Genomic DNA, 19,493 nt, shown 5'->3' with positions numbered 1-19,493 from the left:
CTCAAATTCTGATTTCGATAAAATTAACATTCGATTCAAATACGGCATTTAACTGCTGTATTAAATCCTCTCTTCCCTGTAATACAGATTTAATTCTCAAATAGCTCATGCGAATGTCATCTGGATAGAGATCCAGCAATTGCTGAGCTTCTTCTACCCGGCCAGTCGCCTGTAGAATATGCCATTTGGCAAAACTTAATATTGGCAGTGCAGTATATTTTGCATCCCAAACTGAGATCTGCTGCTCAATATCTGCATAATCTGGAAACTGCTTTAATAACTGCTGCTGGAACCATAAATAGAATACATCCTGATTAAATTGGAGTTCCAGTAAGTGTTTAGCAAGGCATTCATGCTCAACACTCATTTCCGGCATTCTAAATAACAGTTTCAACCATAATAGCTTGACTTCATAGTCACGATTAAATATATCCTGTTTTAAATCCAGATAACGTTGTTTTAAATATTCTAAATCATCTTCAGTAGCCTGGTCATAAGCTATTAATAATTGCTGCAGCCATATTTTTTTTACTTCTTGGTCTAAATGCCCATATTTGGTTGAACGTAAATATAACCAGGGAAACTGTAAGGCAAATTGCCCCCATAAAGCATTTAAACGCTGCTCATAAGCGGTTTTGACTCGTCTTAACCAGGGAGATAACTCATGTTGATTTAAAAATTCTAAATGCGTTAATGCCTGCTGACCATCCTGCTGCGATAAATAGATTTCAATCCGCTGTAATTCTGCCAGTTCAAATGCCATAGGATTAGACTGATTTAAACTACTCAATGCTTCGCTATATTGTTGCTGTCCCCAGGATAATCGGGCATCAATAATATGCTTGAGCAATCCCGACTGATTAAAAGACTGCTGGATAAAATCCCGTTGATCCTGTGCAGCATTTAATAACCAAACTACGGCTAACTGCTCATAAGGATGCAGGCGGGCAAAGCTGAATACCGTTTCATGTTTACGCTGTTTAAAGCTGAGATAACGCTTGGTCGCATACCACAGCATATGCATCAGAAAGCTGATTACGATAAGCAAGCCCACCAGGAACCAGAAAGTGGTCTGGATTTGTAGTCCGCGCCAATACAGATAGACATAGCCCGCACCATAACCATAGCTCAGTACGCTCAAGATCGCCAAGCCCAGCAAACCAACCAGTAAATAAGCAAGTAAAATCTGTTTCATAAGCAATTAACCGATCAGGGTACGCGTATTGAGCTGAGGAGTAGGCGTTTGAGGTGCTATCTTAATTTGCTCCAGTCGCTGAATCCATTGTTTGCTTTGCGCATCCGGAAGTTGAGCCAATACCTCGATCACACTTTTCAGGGCTTGCTGGAAAGCTACCTGCTGTCCTTGCTGCACACTATTTTCTGCAATCAGTAAACGCAGCTGAGCTTCTTTTAAGACCAGATTACGCTGCATTAAGACTGCACTCGGTTTCTCGACTGATTCAATCTGAATCCAGCGCTGCCAAAATGAGCTTTGGGCTGTAGCGCGGTGCTGATGCTGCACCCGGATTTCCTTTTCCATCTCAATATCAATCTGTTGCAGTAATTCTTTTAATTTATTCTGTTGTACTAAACGATTGTTGATGAACTGCTTAAGGACTTCCCGATCCTTGTCAATCGCCTGATTCAGGCTACCCAGAAGAGCAGGTGCCAGTTCTAGATGTGCAAGCTGATTGGATAATTGGTTCAACTTTTCCATCGCCATTGCATATTGTTGCTGCTGCAAGGCAAACTCAACCAGATCCAGATATTGCTCAACTAAAGGTAGATCATCCTGCAAGTTAGCCCTAGGAGTATCCTGAACTGTCCCCTTGTTCGGTGTTTCAGGGTTTGCTGCTTGGCCCGTAGCAACCTGACGTTTTAAGGCCACCAGCTGATCATTCAGATTGGCATTCTGCTGTTGCAGCTGCTTAAAATTCTGGGTCAATTCAGTCTGTGCTGAATTTAAGCCAAACAGGTCATAGCTCAGCTTGGCAATCCACGCCAAGCTCAAGATGAAAAAAACAATGAATAATTTTTTCATGCGTTTCCTAGTACATCAGTAGCTGCTGCAAAATCGTCGATCCGCTTAAGTCCTCTAACTGAGCGAATTGAAAACCAGCCTGATGTTGCTGTTGATATTCCCCAAGCATGGCAGCCAAACGCGGCCCCAAAACCAAATACAATGCCCGATTGATGAGATGCGGATACGGCTGCATCAAGGCTAGCCAGTTAAGCCAGCTCGCTTCACTGCTGACCAAGACTGCATAACGGGGATTAGCTTCAAGGCTCGTCAAATGTTTAGCTAATATCTCGGAAGTCACTGGCGGACACTGACGATCATATAAAATGAAATTCAATATATGAATTTGCTGATCCTTTAAATGCTGCATCATAAATTGACGCCCACCTTCACCTCGCCAAAAGGCGACAGTTGATCCGGTAGCTAACTGCTGTAGCACAGGCAATTGCAGCATCCCTTCCGAAGTCTCCACATCAGGCACATAACTCTGGATACCGTAGCTTGCTAAAGCCCGCTCGGTAGCTTTACCCACAGCGACCCACTGGACACTTCCAAGATCATGCAATGATAGGCCTGCCTGCTGCAAATATTGCATGCCAATTTGGGCAGCGGTCGGACTCACTACGACAATCAGTTTTGCTTGGGGTAGCTGCCTAAATAAACTGGCTAGCTCATCCGTATAAGGCTGCTGTACCAGTTCTAGCAAGGGCAACTCTATCACCGGAATTTGCGCTGTCTGTAGAGCTTGCGTTAAATTTGCAGCACGATCACTCGGACGGGTATTAATGAACAACATTATTTTGAATAAAGGGCTTTCAGTAACTCGCCTGCACCCTGATCTAGTAGATCTTTGGCCAGCTGCACGCCCAATTGCTCTGCATCTGCCATGGTTCCACTTTGCTGTGCGCGTAGCAAAGTTGCGCCATCTACGCTACCGACCCGGCCTTCAATCGAAATGACACCTTCATTTAAAGTGGCATAGCCTGCGATTGGCACCTGACAGCCACCTTCCAGATAGGCATTAAAGGCACGTTCGGCACGGACACAGGCATCAGTTTCTACATGTAACAGAGGCTGGATTAAATCTAATACCGCTTGATCTCCACTCCGGCATTCCAGGCCCAGTGCACCCTGTCCTACTGCGGGTAAACTTACTTCAGGCACAATACTATGACGAATACGATCTGCAAGGCCCAAGCGTTTTAAACCGGCACTGGCCAGGATGATTGCATCATACTGACCTGCATCCAGTTTGGATAAGCGTGTACCCACATTACCGCGTAAATCGATAATCTCAAGGTCCGGACGCTGTTTTAAAATCTGGGTTTTACGGCGCAAGCTGGAAGTTCCAACTTTGGCACCTTGAGGTAATTCGTCAAAACTGGCATAAGTATTTGAGACAAAAGCATCCAGTGGATCTTCACGTTCACAGATGACTGCCAAAGATAAGCCTTCAGGCAAAGCCATTGGCACATCTTTCATTGAATGGACTGCCAGATCAGCACGACCATCTAGTAAGGCTGCTTCTAATTCTTTTACAAATAAGCCCTTACCGCCAATTTTAGCCAATGGCGTATCAAGAATTTTATCACCCTGTGTAACAAAAGTGACTAACTCGACCTGAAGTCCAGCATGCAGGTCCTGTAAGCGTGCACGGATATGTTCCGCCTGCCAGAGCGCAAGTGGACTTTGTCGAGTAGCAATTTTTAGGGTCTTCATAAATTTCAATAAACAGTCAATGAGAACAATAGTCTAAACTTAACCTGCTCACTTGAAAATGCAAGCGAATTTATACAAGTTTCAATACTGGTCCAGACGAACTCATTGATCCGTTTAGAGTTTCTGAATCCGTTCCCGCAAGAATGGCAAATGACGCCGGCTGACCGCCAGACGCTCTTCCAGTTCACGACAACGCACCTGATACTGGCCAGAACTCACCACTTCCAAGCCTTCCAGATAGTGAACCGAAACCAGTGCATTACGGTGAATCCTGATGAACTGATGTCCAAACTCCTGTTCCAACTCCTTCAGGGTTTCATCAATCAGGACACTGCCGTTTTTATGGCGTACGGTCACATATTTTTGATCCGCCAGAAAATAATAGATATTTTCAACTGGCACCAATTCGACCCCGCGATAGGTCTTTGCCGCAATTTGATGGCGGCTGATATTGATTTCTTCCATATTTTCTTTTTGTTTTAGTTGGCTCATTTGAGCTTGGGTAAGTTTAATTAGATGCTCTAAAACCTGTGCCAATTCCTGTTGCATCACCGGTTTAAGCAGGTAGCCGTCTGCATTAGATTTGAATGCATCCAGCGCGTGTTGGTCATAGGCCGTACAAAAGACAATAGCCGGCATCGGGTCGAGTTGACGCAAATGCTGCGCACAGGTCAAACCATCCATTTCAGGCATTTGAATATCTAATAAGATGACATCAGGTTCATGCTGGTGAGCCAGATCAATTGCTTGACGACCATGCGTAGCTGTTGCAACTACATCATGCCCCAGTTGAGAGACTAAACGTGATAGTCGCTCGACAGCCAAAGGCTCATCGTCACAAATCAGGACGTCCATTTCTCCTCCTTAATCCAGTCAACATTATTCATTTGATTATAAGTTAACTGTGATTTCCTTGATTTCTTTTTATTTATAGCGATATTGCACAACCGTGGTAAACACCCCTCCACCGGCGAAAGTTTGAAACGTCATCGTAGGTCCGTAATAAGCTTCCAGACGCTGTCTGACATTTTCAATTGCAATACCATGTCCCTTTTTTAATGTTTTATTATCCTGCGTATAGGGGTTTGTTATGATGATATTAATTTGATTTTGCAAGATTTCAATCAATATGCTTATGGTACTCTTTGTCAAAATTTTTTCAACTCCATGGAAAATACTATTTTCCACTAGGGGTTGTAAAGTCAATAATGGAATTTGGACTTGTGAGTATAAGTCTTTGTTTTCTAATTTCCATTCGACCTGCAAACGCTCTCCCAGACGAATCTGTTCAATCTCCAGATAGCGCTGGCAGAGTTCAATTTCTTCCTGCAACTTGACCAGCTTCAATTCCTGAAAACTGGCCCGAAAAAGACGGGACAAATTCAGCAACATTTGTTCGGCTTTGTCCGGGTCAATACTGATCAGGCTAATTACACTGTTAAGACTATTAAACAGAAAATGCGGATGAATCCTGGCCTGCATGGCCTGAATCCGTGCATGTAATTCACTGTGCTGCTGCTGCGCCCATTGTTCACGCAAATACAGATAGCGAAAACAGAACATGCCTAACAGGATACCAAAACTCAGATGTAGGCCGACCTGATCCAGTGCGACTGCCAGACTCAGTCCCTGAAAATTCAAATTGCTGCCAAAATAAGTCAGCACATTCAGACTGGTCGTAGTTACCAAAACAATCGCCTGTAATAGCAAAAATCCGCAGATTAATGCCAGCTTAATCCCCATACGTTGAAAGTGCTGATGAAAAAGCTCGACTAGCGCTGCAAAACATAACAGTATCCAGTTGATATACAGCATATATTGAAGCAGATCTGCCAGATTAAGCGCCTGCCAGGACTGTGCTTTTGCCAAGGCTAAGACCATGGCCAGCACATTGCCGCCAATAAACATTTCCAGCAAATAGTGCAGCTTGCCGATCTGGCTAAAAAAATAAGAGCTTTGCACTGATCCGGTCGGAGATGTAAAAGATTGATCGACTTGGACTTCGGCAACGGGCTTTGAATTTGTTATACTCTTTTTCGTTCTACTGCTTTTAATCTGATTGAGCCGACATGACCACATCTTCTAATTCCTCAAATCCATCACAAGCCCAGACTTCGGGTATGTGGGGCGGTCGTTTCTCTGAAGCGACTGATGCTTTTGTTGCTGAATTTACAGCATCTGTTCAATTTGACCAACGTTTTTATAAACAAGACATTGCAGGCTCGATTGCACATGCAACCATGCTGGCAAAAGTTGGCGTACTGACCGAACAGGAACGTGATGACATTATCGAAGGTCTGACTGCCATTAAAGCAGATATTGAAGCAGGTAACTTCGAATGGCGCATTGACCTTGAAGATGTGCATATGAACATTGAGTCGCGCCTGACTCAGCGTATCGGCATCACCGGTAAAAAATTGCATACGGGCCGTAGCCGTAATGACCAGGTTGCCACAGATATCCGTCTGTATGTCCGTGATGAAATTGATGCCATCCTGGAATTACTGAAAAAATTGCAAAAAGGCATCCTGGGTCTGGCAGCTAAAAACACCAATACCATCATGCCAGGTTTTACCCATCTGCAAACTGCACAGCCAGTGACTTTTGGTCATCACTTAATGGCTTGGTTTGAAATGCTGGTACGTGACTCTGAGCGTCTGATTGATTGCCGTAAACGTGTTAACCGTATGCCACTCGGTTCTGCTGCTCTGGCAGGTACGACTTACCCGATTGACCGTGCTTATACCGCTGAGCTTCTAGGTTTTGAAGCTGTTGCTGAAAACTCACTTGATGCTGTTTCTGACCGTGATTTCGGTATTGAATTCAATGCTGCGGCATCTTTAATTATGATGCACCTGTCACGTATGTCTGAAGAAATGATCCTATGGACATCGGCTCAGTTCAAGTTCGTAAATATTCCAGACCGTTTCTGTACTGGTTCATCTATTATGCCGCAGAAGAAAAACCCGGATGTACCTGAACTGATCCGTGGTAAAACTGGCCGTGTATATGGTGATCTGATGAGCTTGTTGACCCTAATGAAAGGTCAACCGCTTGCTTACAACAAAGATAACCAGGAAGACAAAGAACCATTATTTGATGCGATCGATACCGTCCGTGGTTCATTAATGGCATTTGCGGATATGATTCCTGCGCTTGTACCAAACATCGAAATTATGCGTGAAGCAGCACTTCGTGGCTTCTCAACGGCCACTGACCTGGCAGATTATCTGGTAAAAAATGGCGTGGCTTTCCGTGATGCACACGAAATTGTGGGTAAAGCGGTAGCTCTGGGTGTACAGGAAGGTAAAGACCTGTCTGAACTGACACTTGAGCAACTGCAACAGTTCTCTGATCTGATTCAGGCAGATGTATTCGAAAAAGCCCTGACCTTAGAAGCATCTGTGAATGCACGTAATCACATCGGTGGTACTGCACCTGCACAGGTTGAAGCTGCGATCGAACGTGCGCATGCTCGCCTAGAGAAACTTTACGCTTAATTGCTTTCGCTTTAAATTGGAGTATTGATATGTCTCGACAAGTTTTTTGCCGTAAGTATCAACAAGAAATGGAAGGTTTAGACTTTGCACCATTCCCGGGTGCAAAGGGTCAGGAACTGTTTGATACGATATCTAAACAGGCTTGGCAAGAATGGCTGAAACACCAGACCACGCTGATCAATGAAAAGCGTTTAAACGTGTTTGAACCGGATGCGAAAAAGTTCCTTGAAGAACAACGCGAGAAATTCTTTAACAATGATGAATCATTGGAAAAAGCCGAAGGTCTAAAGCCTGAAGAAAAATAAGGCGCTGCCTTATTTTTCTGCAAGACAAGCACCGAAGGTGCGCGTAGGTCAACATTTGAAAAGCTCCATAAACGGGGCTTTTCTTATATCAAAAGCACTGCTCCGCCACGCCGCAAGACAAGCGAAGCGCGTAGTTTCAAATGTCAAAAAGGAGCCTGACAAGGCTCTTTTTTTTACGAATACTGCAAGAGCTAGACTGCGTTTTAACTGAGCAAAACAAGCGCATAATTTTACTTTTCAAAAAGGAAATACATGAAAGATTCCCCTTTTAGTTTAAAGCCCTGCTCTTTTTGTTTTTTACATAAGACAAGCAGCTATGAGTTCATAGAATAAAAAAACTCCTTACATGGAAATTTTTCTTTATCTAAGTTCGAGCCTTTCTTCTTATGTAAATTAAGCGAAACGTATCACTTCGAATGCTACAAAAAATAATCCATAAAAAGAATTCCCTTTTTAATTTGAAAAGTATTTCTTCATCAGATCATGAGCTAAATACCTGACAAGAGACTCCTCGGATATTCTTTTTCTATAGATACTCTATTTCTCTTAAAAGCACTCTAAAAACTATTTTAACTTTCATGAAATCGAAAATTATTGACCTAAAAAACAGGCTCAAAACCTGTCATTTTCTTACCGTGTTTTTTAAATTTAAGCAGCTATTATCTTACTGAAAAGCAATCAGATTTGTATCAAAATAATCAATTGTAAATTCTGTATACATTGCTCTCACAAAACACAACATTCAGCTACAAGAAACCACATGATTTTGTGGAAGGTGCTCCCTATAATGACCAGCAAGAAGATGAGATATCTTTGAATAACTATAATAATAACTGAGAAATACCCCCGATTTCATCCCAGTTCTTCCCCCAAAGGCTGGGTATTTTTTTGCCTGCTATTTTTATATTTCCTATTTCAGCTATAAAAAAAAGCCCCTTTAAGGAGCTTTTATTGATTAAGGCTGTTTCAGATATGGCCAGGCTGCTTTTAGATAAATAAACATTGACCATAAGGTCAGTACCACAGCTGTATATAGCAACGCATAAGCCAGCATTTCTAGCGGTGGCCAGTTCAGCAGGAAAACCGTAATTGCGATCATCTGGAACGCGGTTTTGTATTTACCCACTGTCGACACCGCCACACTGGTACGCGCACCGAGTTCAGCCATCCATTCACGTAAAGCTGAAACTGTAATTTCCCGTGAAATAATCACAATCGCTGCAAAAGCCATCGAGATCGAAGGTTGCCATTGCACTAAGACAATAAGCGCAGCAGCGACCATCAACTTGTCTGCAACTGGATCCAAAAAACGACCAAAAGCAGACGTCTGATTCAGAGTACGCGCCAGATAACCATCAAACCAGTCAGTGACTGCAGCCACTACAAAAATTGTCGTTAAGATAATATGCCGCGTCACATCAGGACTGGTTTCATTAAATCCCATTGCCGGTGGCCAATATGCGACCAATAAAAAAACCGGAATCAGGATAATACGAGCCAAGGTCAAGATATTTGGAATATTCAGGATACGACCTGTAGTCATAGACACCGCCAATTGTTCCCCTCATGTACGATGAAAATGCACACTTTTTTCGAGGTTTAATCCATCATTAATACGCTTCACTTTATACGAATTGACTTGAAGTGTCACTAGGCAAACACCGTCACTGTCTGTCTGGCCATCGCAATCAGCCGATTTTCTACATCCCACAGATAGGCATGTTCTGTTGAATAACCGTCAGCCGCATGGTCGGTAATCACTTTATATTTAAACCAATCATGTAGCTGATGCTGCACTGGATGCACATAGGTTACAGTCCAGGTCAGGCTGCTCGCTGGGGCCAGTGTCTGAAACATCGGTAACACCCCTGGTGGCCAGATGTCAAAAATGGCCATCAGGTCAGCTAACTGAAATTCACGGTCAGAATGTTGATCTGGATGGAAGCGGCACCAGCCTTCAAAATCAGGACGTACACTTGAACTGCACGGCAGATTCAAATCCGCCCATCTGAGTTCAAAATGATCAAAACACTTTGGAAGCTTGAACTGTGCAGGAATCTGGAACAGGGTTTCAGGAGGAGCATAATCCGGAGCCTGGATTTCCTGATGTACCTGAATGCTAGAATCGCGCGCTACGCCGAAACTGGCAATCAGAATGCTCTGAACAGCCTCATCCTGCCATAGACGTACTTCGATGGTAGTGACCGATTTGCCTTCACGCAGAATTTCCGCAGTTAGGCGTGCTTTGCCTTCCTGTACCGGGCCAACAAAAGTCACACTGGTACTCAGCAAACGTTTAGCAGGATCATTGATTATTACCACGGCTTTTTGCATCATGACTGCAGCTGCAAGTCCACCGTAGATGGTTCTTCCTTGTCCCCAGCCTGTCGGCATTTCAATCCATTCTTGCTGCGCAATTTGTGCGTACAGTGCTTGCAACGACATATCGATCCTTCAACTTTGTCTGATGAACCGATATATTGCTGGAAAAATCTATGAATAGAAATGACCTTTGACTCGAAGGTCAATGTGCATTTTTGCACTTGTAATTGATATAAAACGATTACTCATGCAGAACTTTATAAATCATCCGGGCCATGACCGAACCCAGACCCGGCACCAGTTGCAGGTCTTTTTCAGAAGCTTTAAGCACACCCTGAATCCCACCAAAATGGGTCAATAAATCACGACGACGCTTCGGTCCTAATCCTGGGATCACTTCCAATACGGATGAACCCCGTTTTTTATCGCGTTTGGCCCGATGGCGGGTAATGGCAAAACGGTGAGCTTCGTCACGTACCTGCTGGATCAGATGCAAGGCCTTATGATCTTCTGGAAGCTGAATCTTGCTGCCATCGGTAAAATGCAGGGTTTCCAGACCCGGCTTACGCCCTTCGCCTTTAGACACACCAACCATAAAGGCATCTAGCCCAAGTTCCTGCATGACTTCCATCGCCATATGCAATTGCCCTTTACCACCGTCAATCAGCAGCAAATCTGGCAACATGGCTTTTTTATAACGACGGGTTAAGGCCTGACGCATCGCGGCATAGTCATCACCCGCCTGAATATCATTGATAGAAAACTGGCGATAATCACGTTTGCGCGCACCTCCACTGTCAAAGACTACACAGGAGGCAACCGTATCTTCACCCATGGTATGCGAGATATCGAAACACTCAATCCGATCTACCGGCCGTCCCACGACTTCCTCTAACTGATGGAAACGTTCATTCAACTCAAAATGGTTGGCCAGTTTGCCCTGAATAGCATGTTGTACATTCATTTGCGCCAGTTCCAGCCATTCAGCACGGGTTTCCCGGACTTTCGACTTGATCTGAATCTTCTTATCAAAATGTTGAGAAAGTGCGGCTTCAAGTTCCTTCCGATCTGGCATTTCAATATTCACGATCAGTTCAGATGGAATTTCATCGGCGACCTGGAAATAGAAATTGGCAATAAAATCCGAGAGCATTTGCCCCAGATCATCACTCAGCATATCCGGGAAATAGCCTTTACCGCCGAGCATTTTGCCATTACGCACATGCATGATCTGCACACAAGTCACGCCTGCCTGGTAGGCAATTGCCAGAATATCTGCCTCACCTTTGACTTTATAAATCGCCTGCTGTGCCTGTACATCACGCAGTAACGCCATCCGGTCACGATAAAATACCGCCTTTTCAAATTCCAGATTTTCTGCAGCTGCTTCCATCTTGGCAATCAGTTCCTGATTCAGCTCTTTGGTATCACCTTGCAGGAAGCGAATCGAATTATTGACATCTTCCTGATAATCCTCAGGCGAAATCAGACCCACACAAGGGCCGGAACAGCGCTTGATCTGATATTGCAAACAAGGTCGAGTACGATTGGCAAAGAAACCATTTTCACAGGAACGTACATTGAATAATTTTTGCAGAATAACCAAAGTATCGCGTGCATTGTAAGCACTCGGATAAGGTCCAAAAAACTTGCCAACCTGATGTTTGCCCTTGCCACGACCGCTGGCAATCCGCGGATAAGGCTTGTCTGCCGAAACAAAAATATAGACATAGGATTTGTCATCACGCAGCATGATGTTATACGGTGGACGATGCAGCTTGATCAGGTTTTGCTCTAGCAATAAAGCTTCAGTTTCTGAACGCACCACCAAGGTTTGAATGTCGTAAATCCGTGCCACCAAAGCTTGAGTCTTGGGATGATCAAGGGTTTTGACAAAATAACTGGACACCCGATTTTTCAGATTTTTGGCTTTTCCCACATATAAGAGTTCGCCATCTTTGCCATACATCCGGTAGACCCCGGGTAAGGTGGTCATATTGGCCAAGATTTTTTCAATATGAGGGCGTGCGTTCTCGTTCACCTAAAACCTATTTTTTACCTGCAATATGCAGATATATGTGATGTTTAATGTGTCATTTTCAAGCGATGACACAAAATTCACCCGAACTGTCATCGAAAGTGAAACAGGTTATGCCCAGACCGCCGTATTTATAAGCAACTCAATATGGTCTGATTGCTAAAAGCTATAAGTCGCCTGAACTAACTTTGCTATGCTCGACAGGTTCAATCTCGAGATGATCCAAGATGACAAGTTCCCAATCCGGTATTCATGTTGTGCAACCTGCCACCTCTAGCCATAGCCAGTCTGAGCGTGACCGTTTAATTGGGAAACCGCGTTTTCATTTTGAACCTCAGGCTGTGATGCAGTTGCTACGGGAACGGATCATCGGTCAGGATGCGGCCTTAAATGAAATTGAAAAAATGCTGCATGTGGTCAAGGCTGACTTTTCCAGTCCTGAACGTCCGCTTTCGGTTACCTTAATGCTTGGCCCGACCGGTGTCGGCAAAACCGAGACCGTGCGTCTGATTGCCGAAGCAATTTATGGCCGTCCTGATGCTTTCTGCCGGATTGATATGAATACTTTGGCGCAGGAACATTATGCAGCTGCCCTGACTGGCGCGCCTCCGGGTTATGTGGGCTCTAAAGAAGGCCATAGCCTGTTTGATGAAACCGCTATTGCCGGAAGCCATACCCGTCCCGGCATCATGCTGTTCGATGAACTGGAAAAAGCCAGTACTGAAGTCATTCGTGGCCTGATGAATGTCCTGGATACCGGTCGACTGACGTTGACTGCTGGTACCAAAACCATCGATTTTCGTAACTGCATGATTTTTATGACCAGTAATATCGGCGCACAGGCCTCACAGCAATATCTGGAAAAACTCAGTTATCTGCCGCAGAAAATGCAGCAACTATGTCTGAAAAAAGTACCGACCCAGCAGATCATTGAAAAAGTCATGCAGCGCAAGTTCGATCCTGAATTTTTAAACCGGATTGACCGTACCTTGCACTATCAGGCTGTCCAAAATGATGCCCTGCCACGACTGGTTGAGATTGAGCTGGATAAATTAAATCAACGTCTGCAACATCAGAAACGACAGATTCACCTCACTGATGCAGCCAAGGCCCATTTTTATCAGGGTCATGACATCCGTTATGGCGCCCGTCATCTGGGCCGAAAAATACGGACTGAACTGGAACCGATCTTAGCGCTTTATTTCCTGAACCATCCAGAACAACTGCAACTCCATCTGGACTGCATTAATGGTCAATTGCTAGTTCAGCCTCAAGCCTCCGATTCCAATTAAACTGTTTGATGTGCTTGAATCGCCTGAATCAATGCATCCGGGTCTTTAGGTGAAATCAGGATATATTTTTGCTGATCTGCCAATGTATAGCTGACTTTTAAACGCTTGAAAGACAAAGCAGGTGCAATTTCTGAATGATCTGTAGGCTGGATATTCTGAATTGAGCTGAGCGGAATTTGCCAGGTCAGCCATAGGCTTTTAATGGTCAATTGCCCATCCTGGACGATATAACGGGTACTCCAGACCGGCCACCAGACCAAGAGGATTGTGAGTATATAGACTGCGGTATGCACCGGATATTGAGCCATCGTCCCTTTGGCCTGCATGGTCAGTAATAATTGCAATAACAAACCGCTCATACAGATCAAAAATGCCAGCAGCCACCAGTCTTTTTTGGAACGAAATACACGCATCATCTTCCCCCTATTTTGTTTTATCTTACACAAAATCAGAATGATGTGGTGAATCTCTGCAAGTAATAAAAAACGCCCATGTGGGCGCTTTATTTTTTATGTTGCAGCTTAGGCAAACAGATAAGGACGAATAAAGATCAGGAAGAAAATACCCAGCATCAGGAACCATTTCAGGAAATAGTACAGCTGGCGGTTCTGTGCTTTTAAAGCTTTGGCTTTTACCCGGAGTTGATAGACATAACCAAAGACTTTGTTTAAGCCACCAGTCTGATCCCCAACCTCATTCGGTGAACTGGCTGCTGTCATCACTTTTTTACCAAACCAGTGATTGAAGCGTTCCATCCAGCGGGTTTTTAAAGGTCGCTCGACATCAGCAAAGAAAATGATCCGGTTCTGGTCAGTCTTGTTTTCGGCATAATGAATATAGGTTTCATCAAATACCACGCTCTCGCCGTCGCGCCAGGAATAACGCTGACCATCGACATCGATAAAGCAGCGGTCATCATTCGGGGTCATTAAGCCCAAGTGATAACGCAATGAACCGGCATAAGGGTCACGATGACGGACCAAACGGCTATCGGGTGCCAGCTCGGTAAACATGGCCGCTTTAATGGTAGGCAAAGTTTTGAGCAAGGCGGTAGTTTTTGGGCAGAGTTCTGCTGCAGAGGGATGCGCCGAGTCATACCATTTTAAATAGAAGCGTTTCCAGCCAGTCTTAAAAAATGAGTTAAACCCCAGGTCATCATATTTGCTCGAAGCCTTGATCCCGCCTTTCTGATAGAGTGCCTGTGCTTCGTCACGAATCATTTCCCAGTTTTCATCCAGCACTTTTAGGTCTTTAAAATGCTGCGTATCGATATAAGGCTGATTCGGTACGCGTGAAAAGGCGTACATCAGAAAATTGATCGGTGCAAACAGGGTCGAATGGTCAAAAAACTGGCGATAAAAAGAATGCCGAACTGTGCCACGTCGCTGAATATATAACGCTGAGATGACAAAGATGGCCAAAATAATCCACTTAAGCATATCAATACCCAAAAAATCCTAGCCCTAAAAAAGAACGGGGAAAAATAAAAAAGTCACATCTGGGCCGCATTATAACAAAGCTGCTTTTGCTCTCCCTACCCGCTTGTAGAACACAGCGTTGCATACATTTTCTTACATCCGTATCGAATAATTTGAATCTCAATTGACTATTTTGACCAAAACACCACACAGCAAACATTCCCTATCTGGTCAATTTACGTTATAAAAACAGCGCGACAGCAATAAAAAAGTGAAATTGAAACAATAACTTCATTACACTGCGATAACGGTTCACTGTATTCCGGACATGACAACACCTTGATTGAGCGATGAAAATTGATGACCCTTGCGTCACGGCTTGATACAACTTGTGTTGTTCTTTTTGGATATAGTTATCGTAAGATTAGCGAAGTAAAAAAGTGCGCGGGAAATGCGCGCTTGCTTCACAACATCAACTTAGAAGTCCTCCAAAATAAAGGAGATCAGGGCATGATCCACGCTGGCAATGCCATTACCGTCCAAATGCTTGAGGACGGAATTGCAGAATTCCGCTTTGACTTACAAGGTGAGTCGGTTAACAAATTCAACCGTGCAACGATTGAAGATTTCAAGGCTGCGATTGACGCAGTTTCCGCTGCTGACATTCAGGGTTTAATCGTGACTTCAGGCAAGTCTACATTTATTGTAGGTGCTGACATTACTGAATTCGGCGATAACTTTGCTCAAGGCGAACAGGCAATTGTTGACTGGGCACTACCAGTTCATGAAATTTTTAACAGCTTCGAAGACCTGGACATTCCTAAAGTTGCCGCGATTAACGGTATGGCACTAGGTGGCGGTTTCGAGATGTGCTTAGTCTGTGACTACCGTGTGATGTCAGAACAGGCGCAAGTCGGCCTGCCTGAAATCAAACTTGGTATCTTCCCTGGTTTCGGTGGTACGGTTCGTTTAAGCCGTCTGATCGGTATCGACAATGCAGTTGAATGGATGGCCATGGCTACTCCGAAAAAACCGGCTGCTGCACTGAAAGATGGTGCTGTTGATGCGGTTGTGGCTGCAGACAAACTGAAAGATGCTGCGATTGACCTGTTGAAACAGGCAATTCACGGTCGTTTAGACTGGCAAACAAAACGCCAGGAAAAACTGGATCCAATCAAGCTGAACATGCTTGAGCAAATGATGGCGTTCAATACGGCGAAAGGTGCGGTTCTTGCAAAAGCAAACCCTGCTCAATACCCAGCGCCAAAACTATTGCTTGATTCTCTTCAGGCAGGTGCAAGCTTACACCGCGATGAAGCGTTAAAAGTTGAAGCTCAAGGCTTTGCGAAAGCTGCGGTAACTCCACAAGCAGGTGCGTTAATCGGTCTGTTCCTGAACGACCAGGTTGTGAAGAAAACTTCTAAGAAATATGAACAAGGTGCACATCCAGTGAACCAGGCTGCCGTTCTAGGCGCAGGGATCATGGGTGGTGGTATTGCTTACCAGGCGGCAAGCAAAGGCACTCCAATCATCATGAAAGACATCGGTAACCAGCAACTTGCACTGGGTATGTCTGAAGCAAACAAACTGCTGACCAAGCAGGTTGAACGCAAGAAGATGAAGCCGGCGCAAATGGGTGAAACCCTTGCTCGCATCCGTCCTACTTTAAGCTATGACGAGTTTAAAGAAGTCGACATCGTGATCGAAGCAGTAACTGAAAACCCGAAAGTGAAAGGCATCGTACTGAAAGAAACTGAATCTAAAGTACGTGAAAACACAATTATTGCGTCGAACACGTCTACGATTTCAATCACGCGTCTGGCTGAAAATCTGGAACGTCCTGAAAACTTCGTCGGTATGCACTTCTTTAACCCGGTACACATGATGCCACTGGTAGAAGTGATTCGTGGTGAGAAGACTTCTGCTGAAGCGATTGCAACGACTGTTGTTCTTGCTCAGAAAATGGGTAAAACACCAATCGTAGTGAATGACTGCCCGGGCTTCCTGGTAAACCGCGTACTGTTCCCTTACTTCGGTGCATTTGACCTGTTACTGAAAGATGGTGCTGACTTCCAGCAAATCGATAAAGTGATGGAAAAATTCGGCTGGCCTATGGGTCCTGCTTACCTGATGGACGTGGTTGGTATCGATACTGGCGTTCACGGTGCAGAAGTGATGGCTGAAGGCTTCCCGGATCGTATGAAACCTGATTTCAAAGGTTCGATCCAAGTGATGTACGAAAACAACCGTCTGGGTCAAAAGAATGACGTTGGTTTCTACAAATACGAACTTGACCGTAAAGGCAAAAAAGCCAAAGTGGTTGATCCAACTGCATACGAGCTTGTGGCATCTGTTGCAACTGCTGAAAAACGTGAATTTGATCCTCAAGAGATCATTGACCGTATGATGCTGGCTTTCTGTAACGAAACTGTTCGTTGCCTGGAAGACAACATTGTTGCAACTCCGGCTGAAGCAGATATGGCGATGATCATGGGTGTAGGCTTCCCTCCATTCCGTGGTGGTCCATGCCGTTATATCGACCAAACTGGTGTAGCTGAGTATGTTGCACTTTGCGACAAATACGCGCACTTAGGTAAGGCTTATGAAGCGCCGCAATCATTGCGCGACATGGCTGCTAACAACAAAAAATTCTACGGTTAAGGAGTGACGTGAATGGCTACTTTAAATCCACGTGACGTTGTGATTGTTGATGGCGTACGTACTGCCATGGGCAAATCGAAAAACGGTATGTTCCGCAATGTACGTGCCGACAGCATGTCAGCTGAACTTATCCGTGCGTTGATGGTTCGTAACGAATTCGACCCGAATGAAGTTGAAGATGTAATCTGGGGCTGTGTGAACCAGACTCTGGAACAAGGGATGAACATTGCGCGTAACATCGCATTGTTAGCTGATCTTCCTAAGACTGTTGCAGGTCAAACGGTTAACCGTCTGTGTGGTTCTTCTATGCAGGCAATCCACACTGCGGCTGCACAGATTGCGACTAACCAGGGTGATATCTTTATCATCGGTGGTGTAGAGCACATGGGCCACGTAGGCATGATGCACGGCATCGACCTGAACCCTGCTGCATCTAAGCACTACGCAAAAGCATCAAATATGATGGGCCTGACTGCTGAAATGCTAGGTCGCATGAACGGCATTACTCGTGAAGAACAGGATGCGTTTGGTGTTGAATCTCACCGTCGTGCCTGGGCTGCAACTGAAAATGGTCTGTTCCAGAACGAGATCGTAGGCATTGAAGGTCATAATGCAGATGGCTACAAAATCTTGTGTGATATCGATGAAGTGATCCGTCCAGATGCGAACCTTGAATCGTTCAAATCTTTGCGTCCAGTATTCGATCCGAAAGGCGGTACAGTGACTGCTGCTACATCTTCAGCATTGTCTGACGGTGCATCTGCAATGCTGTTAATGTCTGCTGAACGTGCTCAAGCACTTGGTTTGAAACCACGTGCTGTGATCCGCTCTATGGCGGTTGCAGGTTGTGATGCTGCAATCATGGGTTATGGTCCTGTACCTGCAACTCAAAAAGCGCTTAAACGTGCTGGCTTAAGCATGGCAGATATCCAAACCATCGAGTTAAATGAAGCGTTTGCTGCTCAAGGCTTATCAGTGATGAAAGGCTTAGGTGTTTATGAGAAGCAAGACATCATTAACTTAAATGGTGGCGCGATTGCGTTGGGTCACCCGCTTGGTTGTTCTGGCGCGCGTATCACGACGACATTGCTAAACGTAATGGAGCAACAAGATACGCAAATCGGTCTTGCGACGATGTGTATCGGCCTAGGTCAAGGTATTGCAACAGTGATCGAACGTGTTTAATTCTTAAATAATTCGAGACAGAAAACCCCGCTTATTGCGGGGTTTCTTTATTGCGAACTATTCATTCAAAGTTTTGTAAAATACACATAGCCTTATTTATGATAAAGTTGAATATTAAATATAAATTTAAAATAATTATGAAAAAATATTTAGCATTTACAGTTCTGAGTCTAAGCTTGGTAGGATGTGCCAGCACACCAAAAGCACCACAATCTGATTACTTTGCAAGAATTCAAAAAGAATTTAAAACCCAACCTGTGGCTATCTTGACAGATGCCTGCCTACTACGTAAAGAACTTGGTGACAGTCATATTTTACTGGATCAATCTAATCGTACTGCCGAAGCAATATCTCAATCATTGGTAAAACAGTTAAACCAGAATGCGGTTCAAGTGACCAAAACCTTCCAGCCAACACATTGCGGTTTCTTTGAAAAGCGTACCATTCAGACTTATAAAAAACGTAATACTTTAGAGTCGCAACCTGAATATTTAGGCACTTATCCTGTTTTGGCAGCCAACCAACCTGCAATTACTGATCTGGATGGTGCAAGTATCCAACTGCTGCTTCAAAAGAGTTTTAAAGCCAGCCATGGGCGTTATGCGTTAAGCAATAACTATCAACCTGTAGATATTGATATTACAGATCGCCTAACTGACCATCTCAAGCCTGTGTTAGGCACATCTAAGGTTCTGGTCATCCAGGTCTTAGGACAACAGCCTTCTTTAGGAAAACGGATTGGTAATATTGCCGGCACAGCTGCTTTCGCAGTTTTAACAATGGGTGTAGTTGTAGCAGATGATCCAGTACCTACGGAAGGCCAATACTATGTACTTTCTTATGTTGATTTGGATAAGAAACAAATTTTATGGTCTAAGCATCAAAAATTCGATGGAAAACTTTATCAGACCGGCCCAGTTAGCGTAACGACACCAAATATGCTAAAACCTTTGGGTCTTTAAAATAGAAATAAATAAAAAACCCTGTTTAATAACAGGTTTTTTTATTTAAAAGAATGTTATCCCTTTGTAAA

The 19,493-nt window shown here is 44.3% G+C and carries 17 protein-coding genes; 6 read left to right on the top strand and 11 right to left on the bottom strand.

Annotated elements, in window-relative coordinates; genetic code table 11:
- Nucleotide 1: 1 nt before the first annotated feature.
- The 6 genes from FTU46_RS07715 to FTU46_RS07690 form a co-directional block, all read right to left on the bottom strand.
- Nucleotides 2-1,195, bottom strand: a complete 1,194-nt coding sequence (locus FTU46_RS07715; protein ID WP_180104684.1) for a heme biosynthesis protein HemY — start codon at nt 1,193-1,195, stop codon at nt 2-4.
- Nucleotides 1,196-1,201: 6 nt separating this feature from the next.
- On the bottom strand, nt 1,202-2,041 hold the full coding sequence (locus FTU46_RS07710; protein ID WP_180104683.1) for a hypothetical protein: 840 nt from the start codon (nt 2,039-2,041) through the stop codon (nt 1,202-1,204).
- Nucleotides 2,042-2,048: 7 nt separating this feature from the next.
- Nucleotides 2,049-2,816, bottom strand: coding sequence for a uroporphyrinogen-III synthase (locus FTU46_RS07705; RefSeq protein WP_180017501.1), 768 nt, complete (start codon nt 2,814-2,816; stop codon nt 2,049-2,051).
- Nucleotides 2,816-3,739: a hydroxymethylbilane synthase gene (gene hemC, locus FTU46_RS07700; protein WP_159123732.1), complete on the bottom strand. Its 924-nt coding sequence runs from the start codon at nt 3,737-3,739 to the stop codon at nt 2,816-2,818. The genes FTU46_RS07705 and hemC overlap by 1 nt, the downstream gene beginning before the upstream one ends.
- A gap of 114 nt (nt 3,740-3,853) precedes the next feature.
- A complete protein-coding gene (locus tag FTU46_RS07695; RefSeq protein ID WP_005232557.1) occupies nt 3,854-4,594 on the bottom strand; it encodes a LytTR family DNA-binding domain-containing protein in 741 nt (246 codons plus the stop codon).
- Between the two features lie 69 nt (nt 4,595-4,663).
- Complete coding sequence (locus tag FTU46_RS07690) at nt 4,664-5,818, bottom strand: sensor histidine kinase (protein ID WP_159123731.1); 1,155 nt, start codon at nt 5,816-5,818, stop codon at nt 4,664-4,666.
- Between FTU46_RS07690 and argH the strand changes: the two genes are divergently transcribed.
- Together argH and FTU46_RS07680 are read left to right on the top strand one after the other, a co-directional pair.
- A complete protein-coding gene (gene argH, locus FTU46_RS07685) occupies nt 5,809-7,239 on the top strand; it encodes an argininosuccinate lyase (protein WP_051065353.1) in 1,431 nt (476 codons plus the stop codon). The two genes, FTU46_RS07690 and argH, sit on opposite strands and share 10 nt — an antisense overlap.
- Before the next feature lie 29 nt (nt 7,240-7,268).
- Nucleotides 7,269-7,544, top strand: coding sequence for an oxidative damage protection protein (locus FTU46_RS07680; protein WP_004781637.1), 276 nt, complete (start codon nt 7,269-7,271; stop codon nt 7,542-7,544).
- A gap of 955 nt (nt 7,545-8,499) precedes the next feature.
- Here the strand turns inward: FTU46_RS07680 and pgsA are convergent.
- From pgsA to uvrC, 3 genes are all read right to left on the bottom strand, one after another.
- The gene (gene pgsA, locus FTU46_RS07675) at nt 8,500-9,087 is read right to left on the bottom strand and encodes a CDP-diacylglycerol--glycerol-3-phosphate 3-phosphatidyltransferase (RefSeq protein WP_004781631.1); all 588 of its coding nucleotides are present in this window, start codon (nt 9,085-9,087) and stop codon (nt 8,500-8,502) included.
- A 107-nt stretch (nt 9,088-9,194) separates the two neighbouring features.
- Nucleotides 9,195-9,989: a thioesterase family protein gene (locus FTU46_RS07670; RefSeq protein ID WP_180104682.1), complete on the bottom strand. Its 795-nt coding sequence runs from the start codon at nt 9,987-9,989 to the stop codon at nt 9,195-9,197.
- Between the two features lie 118 nt (nt 9,990-10,107).
- Nucleotides 10,108-11,907: an excinuclease ABC subunit UvrC gene (uvrC, locus tag FTU46_RS07665; protein ID WP_166136811.1), complete on the bottom strand. Its 1,800-nt coding sequence runs from the start codon at nt 11,905-11,907 to the stop codon at nt 10,108-10,110.
- Between the two features lie 224 nt (nt 11,908-12,131).
- Here uvrC and FTU46_RS07660 point away from each other — a divergent pair, with 224 nt between their 5' ends.
- Nucleotides 12,132-13,196, top strand: a complete 1,065-nt coding sequence (locus FTU46_RS07660) for an AAA family ATPase (RefSeq protein ID WP_180104681.1) — start codon at nt 12,132-12,134, stop codon at nt 13,194-13,196.
- Here FTU46_RS07660 and FTU46_RS07655 read toward each other — a convergent pair.
- Both FTU46_RS07655 and lpxO read right to left on the bottom strand, forming a co-directional pair.
- A complete protein-coding gene (locus FTU46_RS07655; RefSeq protein WP_179991994.1) occupies nt 13,193-13,609 on the bottom strand; it encodes a PH domain-containing protein in 417 nt (138 codons plus the stop codon). The genes FTU46_RS07660 and FTU46_RS07655 overlap by 4 nt on opposite strands.
- A gap of 108 nt (nt 13,610-13,717) precedes the next feature.
- Complete coding sequence (gene lpxO, locus FTU46_RS07650) at nt 13,718-14,635, bottom strand: lipid A hydroxylase LpxO (RefSeq protein ID WP_166136817.1); 918 nt, start codon at nt 14,633-14,635, stop codon at nt 13,718-13,720.
- Nucleotides 14,636-15,124: 489 nt separating this feature from the next.
- Between lpxO and fadB the strand changes: the two genes are divergently transcribed.
- The 3 genes from fadB to FTU46_RS07635 all read left to right on the top strand — a co-directional run bounded on the left by fadB (nt 15,125) and on the right by FTU46_RS07635 (nt 19,422).
- Complete coding sequence (fadB, locus tag FTU46_RS07645) at nt 15,125-17,275, top strand: fatty acid oxidation complex subunit alpha FadB (protein ID WP_159123725.1); 2,151 nt, start codon at nt 15,125-15,127, stop codon at nt 17,273-17,275.
- 12 nt (nt 17,276-17,287) lie between these two features.
- Nucleotides 17,288-18,460: an acetyl-CoA C-acyltransferase FadA gene (gene fadA / locus FTU46_RS07640; RefSeq protein WP_180017513.1), complete on the top strand. Its 1,173-nt coding sequence runs from the start codon at nt 17,288-17,290 to the stop codon at nt 18,458-18,460.
- Nucleotides 18,461-18,597: 137 nt separating this feature from the next.
- Nucleotides 18,598-19,422: a hypothetical protein gene (locus FTU46_RS07635; RefSeq protein WP_166136827.1), complete on the top strand. Its 825-nt coding sequence runs from the start codon at nt 18,598-18,600 to the stop codon at nt 19,420-19,422.
- Nucleotides 19,423-19,493: the final 71 nt, after the last annotated feature.

The sequence above is a fragment of the Acinetobacter sp. YH12108 genome (genome assembly GCF_013419055.1).
In the GTDB taxonomy this organism is placed as follows: Bacteria; Pseudomonadota; Gammaproteobacteria; order Pseudomonadales; family Moraxellaceae; genus Acinetobacter.
Note: the sequence above shows the minus strand (reverse complement) of the source record. Positions and strands in the feature narration are given on the sequence as shown.

Coding starts and splice junctions, on each gene's coding strand:
- FTU46_RS07670 (WP_180104682.1), bottom strand. CDS start 9,989: ATGTCGTTGCAAGCACTGTACGCACAAATTGCGCAGCAAGAATGGATT.
- fadA (WP_180017513.1), top strand. CDS start 17,288: ATGGCTACTTTAAATCCACGTGACGTTGTGATTGTTGATGGCGTACGT.
- FTU46_RS07680 (WP_004781637.1), top strand. CDS start 7,269: ATGTCTCGACAAGTTTTTTGCCGTAAGTATCAACAAGAAATGGAAGGT.
- FTU46_RS07715 (WP_180104684.1), bottom strand. CDS start 1,195: ATGAAACAGATTTTACTTGCTTATTTACTGGTTGGTTTGCTGGGCTTG.
- FTU46_RS07660 (WP_180104681.1), top strand. CDS start 12,132: ATGACAAGTTCCCAATCCGGTATTCATGTTGTGCAACCTGCCACCTCT.
- FTU46_RS07655 (WP_179991994.1), bottom strand. CDS start 13,609: ATGCGTGTATTTCGTTCCAAAAAAGACTGGTGGCTGCTGGCATTTTTG.
- argH (WP_051065353.1), top strand. CDS start 5,809: ATGACCACATCTTCTAATTCCTCAAATCCATCACAAGCCCAGACTTCG.
- pgsA (WP_004781631.1), bottom strand. CDS start 9,087: ATGACTACAGGTCGTATCCTGAATATTCCAAATATCTTGACCTTGGCT.
- fadB (WP_159123725.1), top strand. CDS start 15,125: ATGATCCACGCTGGCAATGCCATTACCGTCCAAATGCTTGAGGACGGA.
- lpxO (WP_166136817.1), bottom strand. CDS start 14,635: ATGCTTAAGTGGATTATTTTGGCCATCTTTGTCATCTCAGCGTTATAT.
- FTU46_RS07695 (WP_005232557.1), bottom strand. CDS start 4,594: ATGGACGTCCTGATTTGTGACGATGAGCCTTTGGCTGTCGAGCGACTA.
- FTU46_RS07635 (WP_166136827.1), top strand. CDS start 18,598: ATGAAAAAATATTTAGCATTTACAGTTCTGAGTCTAAGCTTGGTAGGA.
- FTU46_RS07710 (WP_180104683.1), bottom strand. CDS start 2,041: ATGAAAAAATTATTCATTGTTTTTTTCATCTTGAGCTTGGCGTGGATT.
- FTU46_RS07705 (WP_180017501.1), bottom strand. CDS start 2,816: ATGTTGTTCATTAATACCCGTCCGAGTGATCGTGCTGCAAATTTAACG.
- hemC (WP_159123732.1), bottom strand. CDS start 3,739: ATGAAGACCCTAAAAATTGCTACTCGACAAAGTCCACTTGCGCTCTGG.
- FTU46_RS07690 (WP_159123731.1), bottom strand. CDS start 5,818: ATGTGGTCATGTCGGCTCAATCAGATTAAAAGCAGTAGAACGAAAAAG.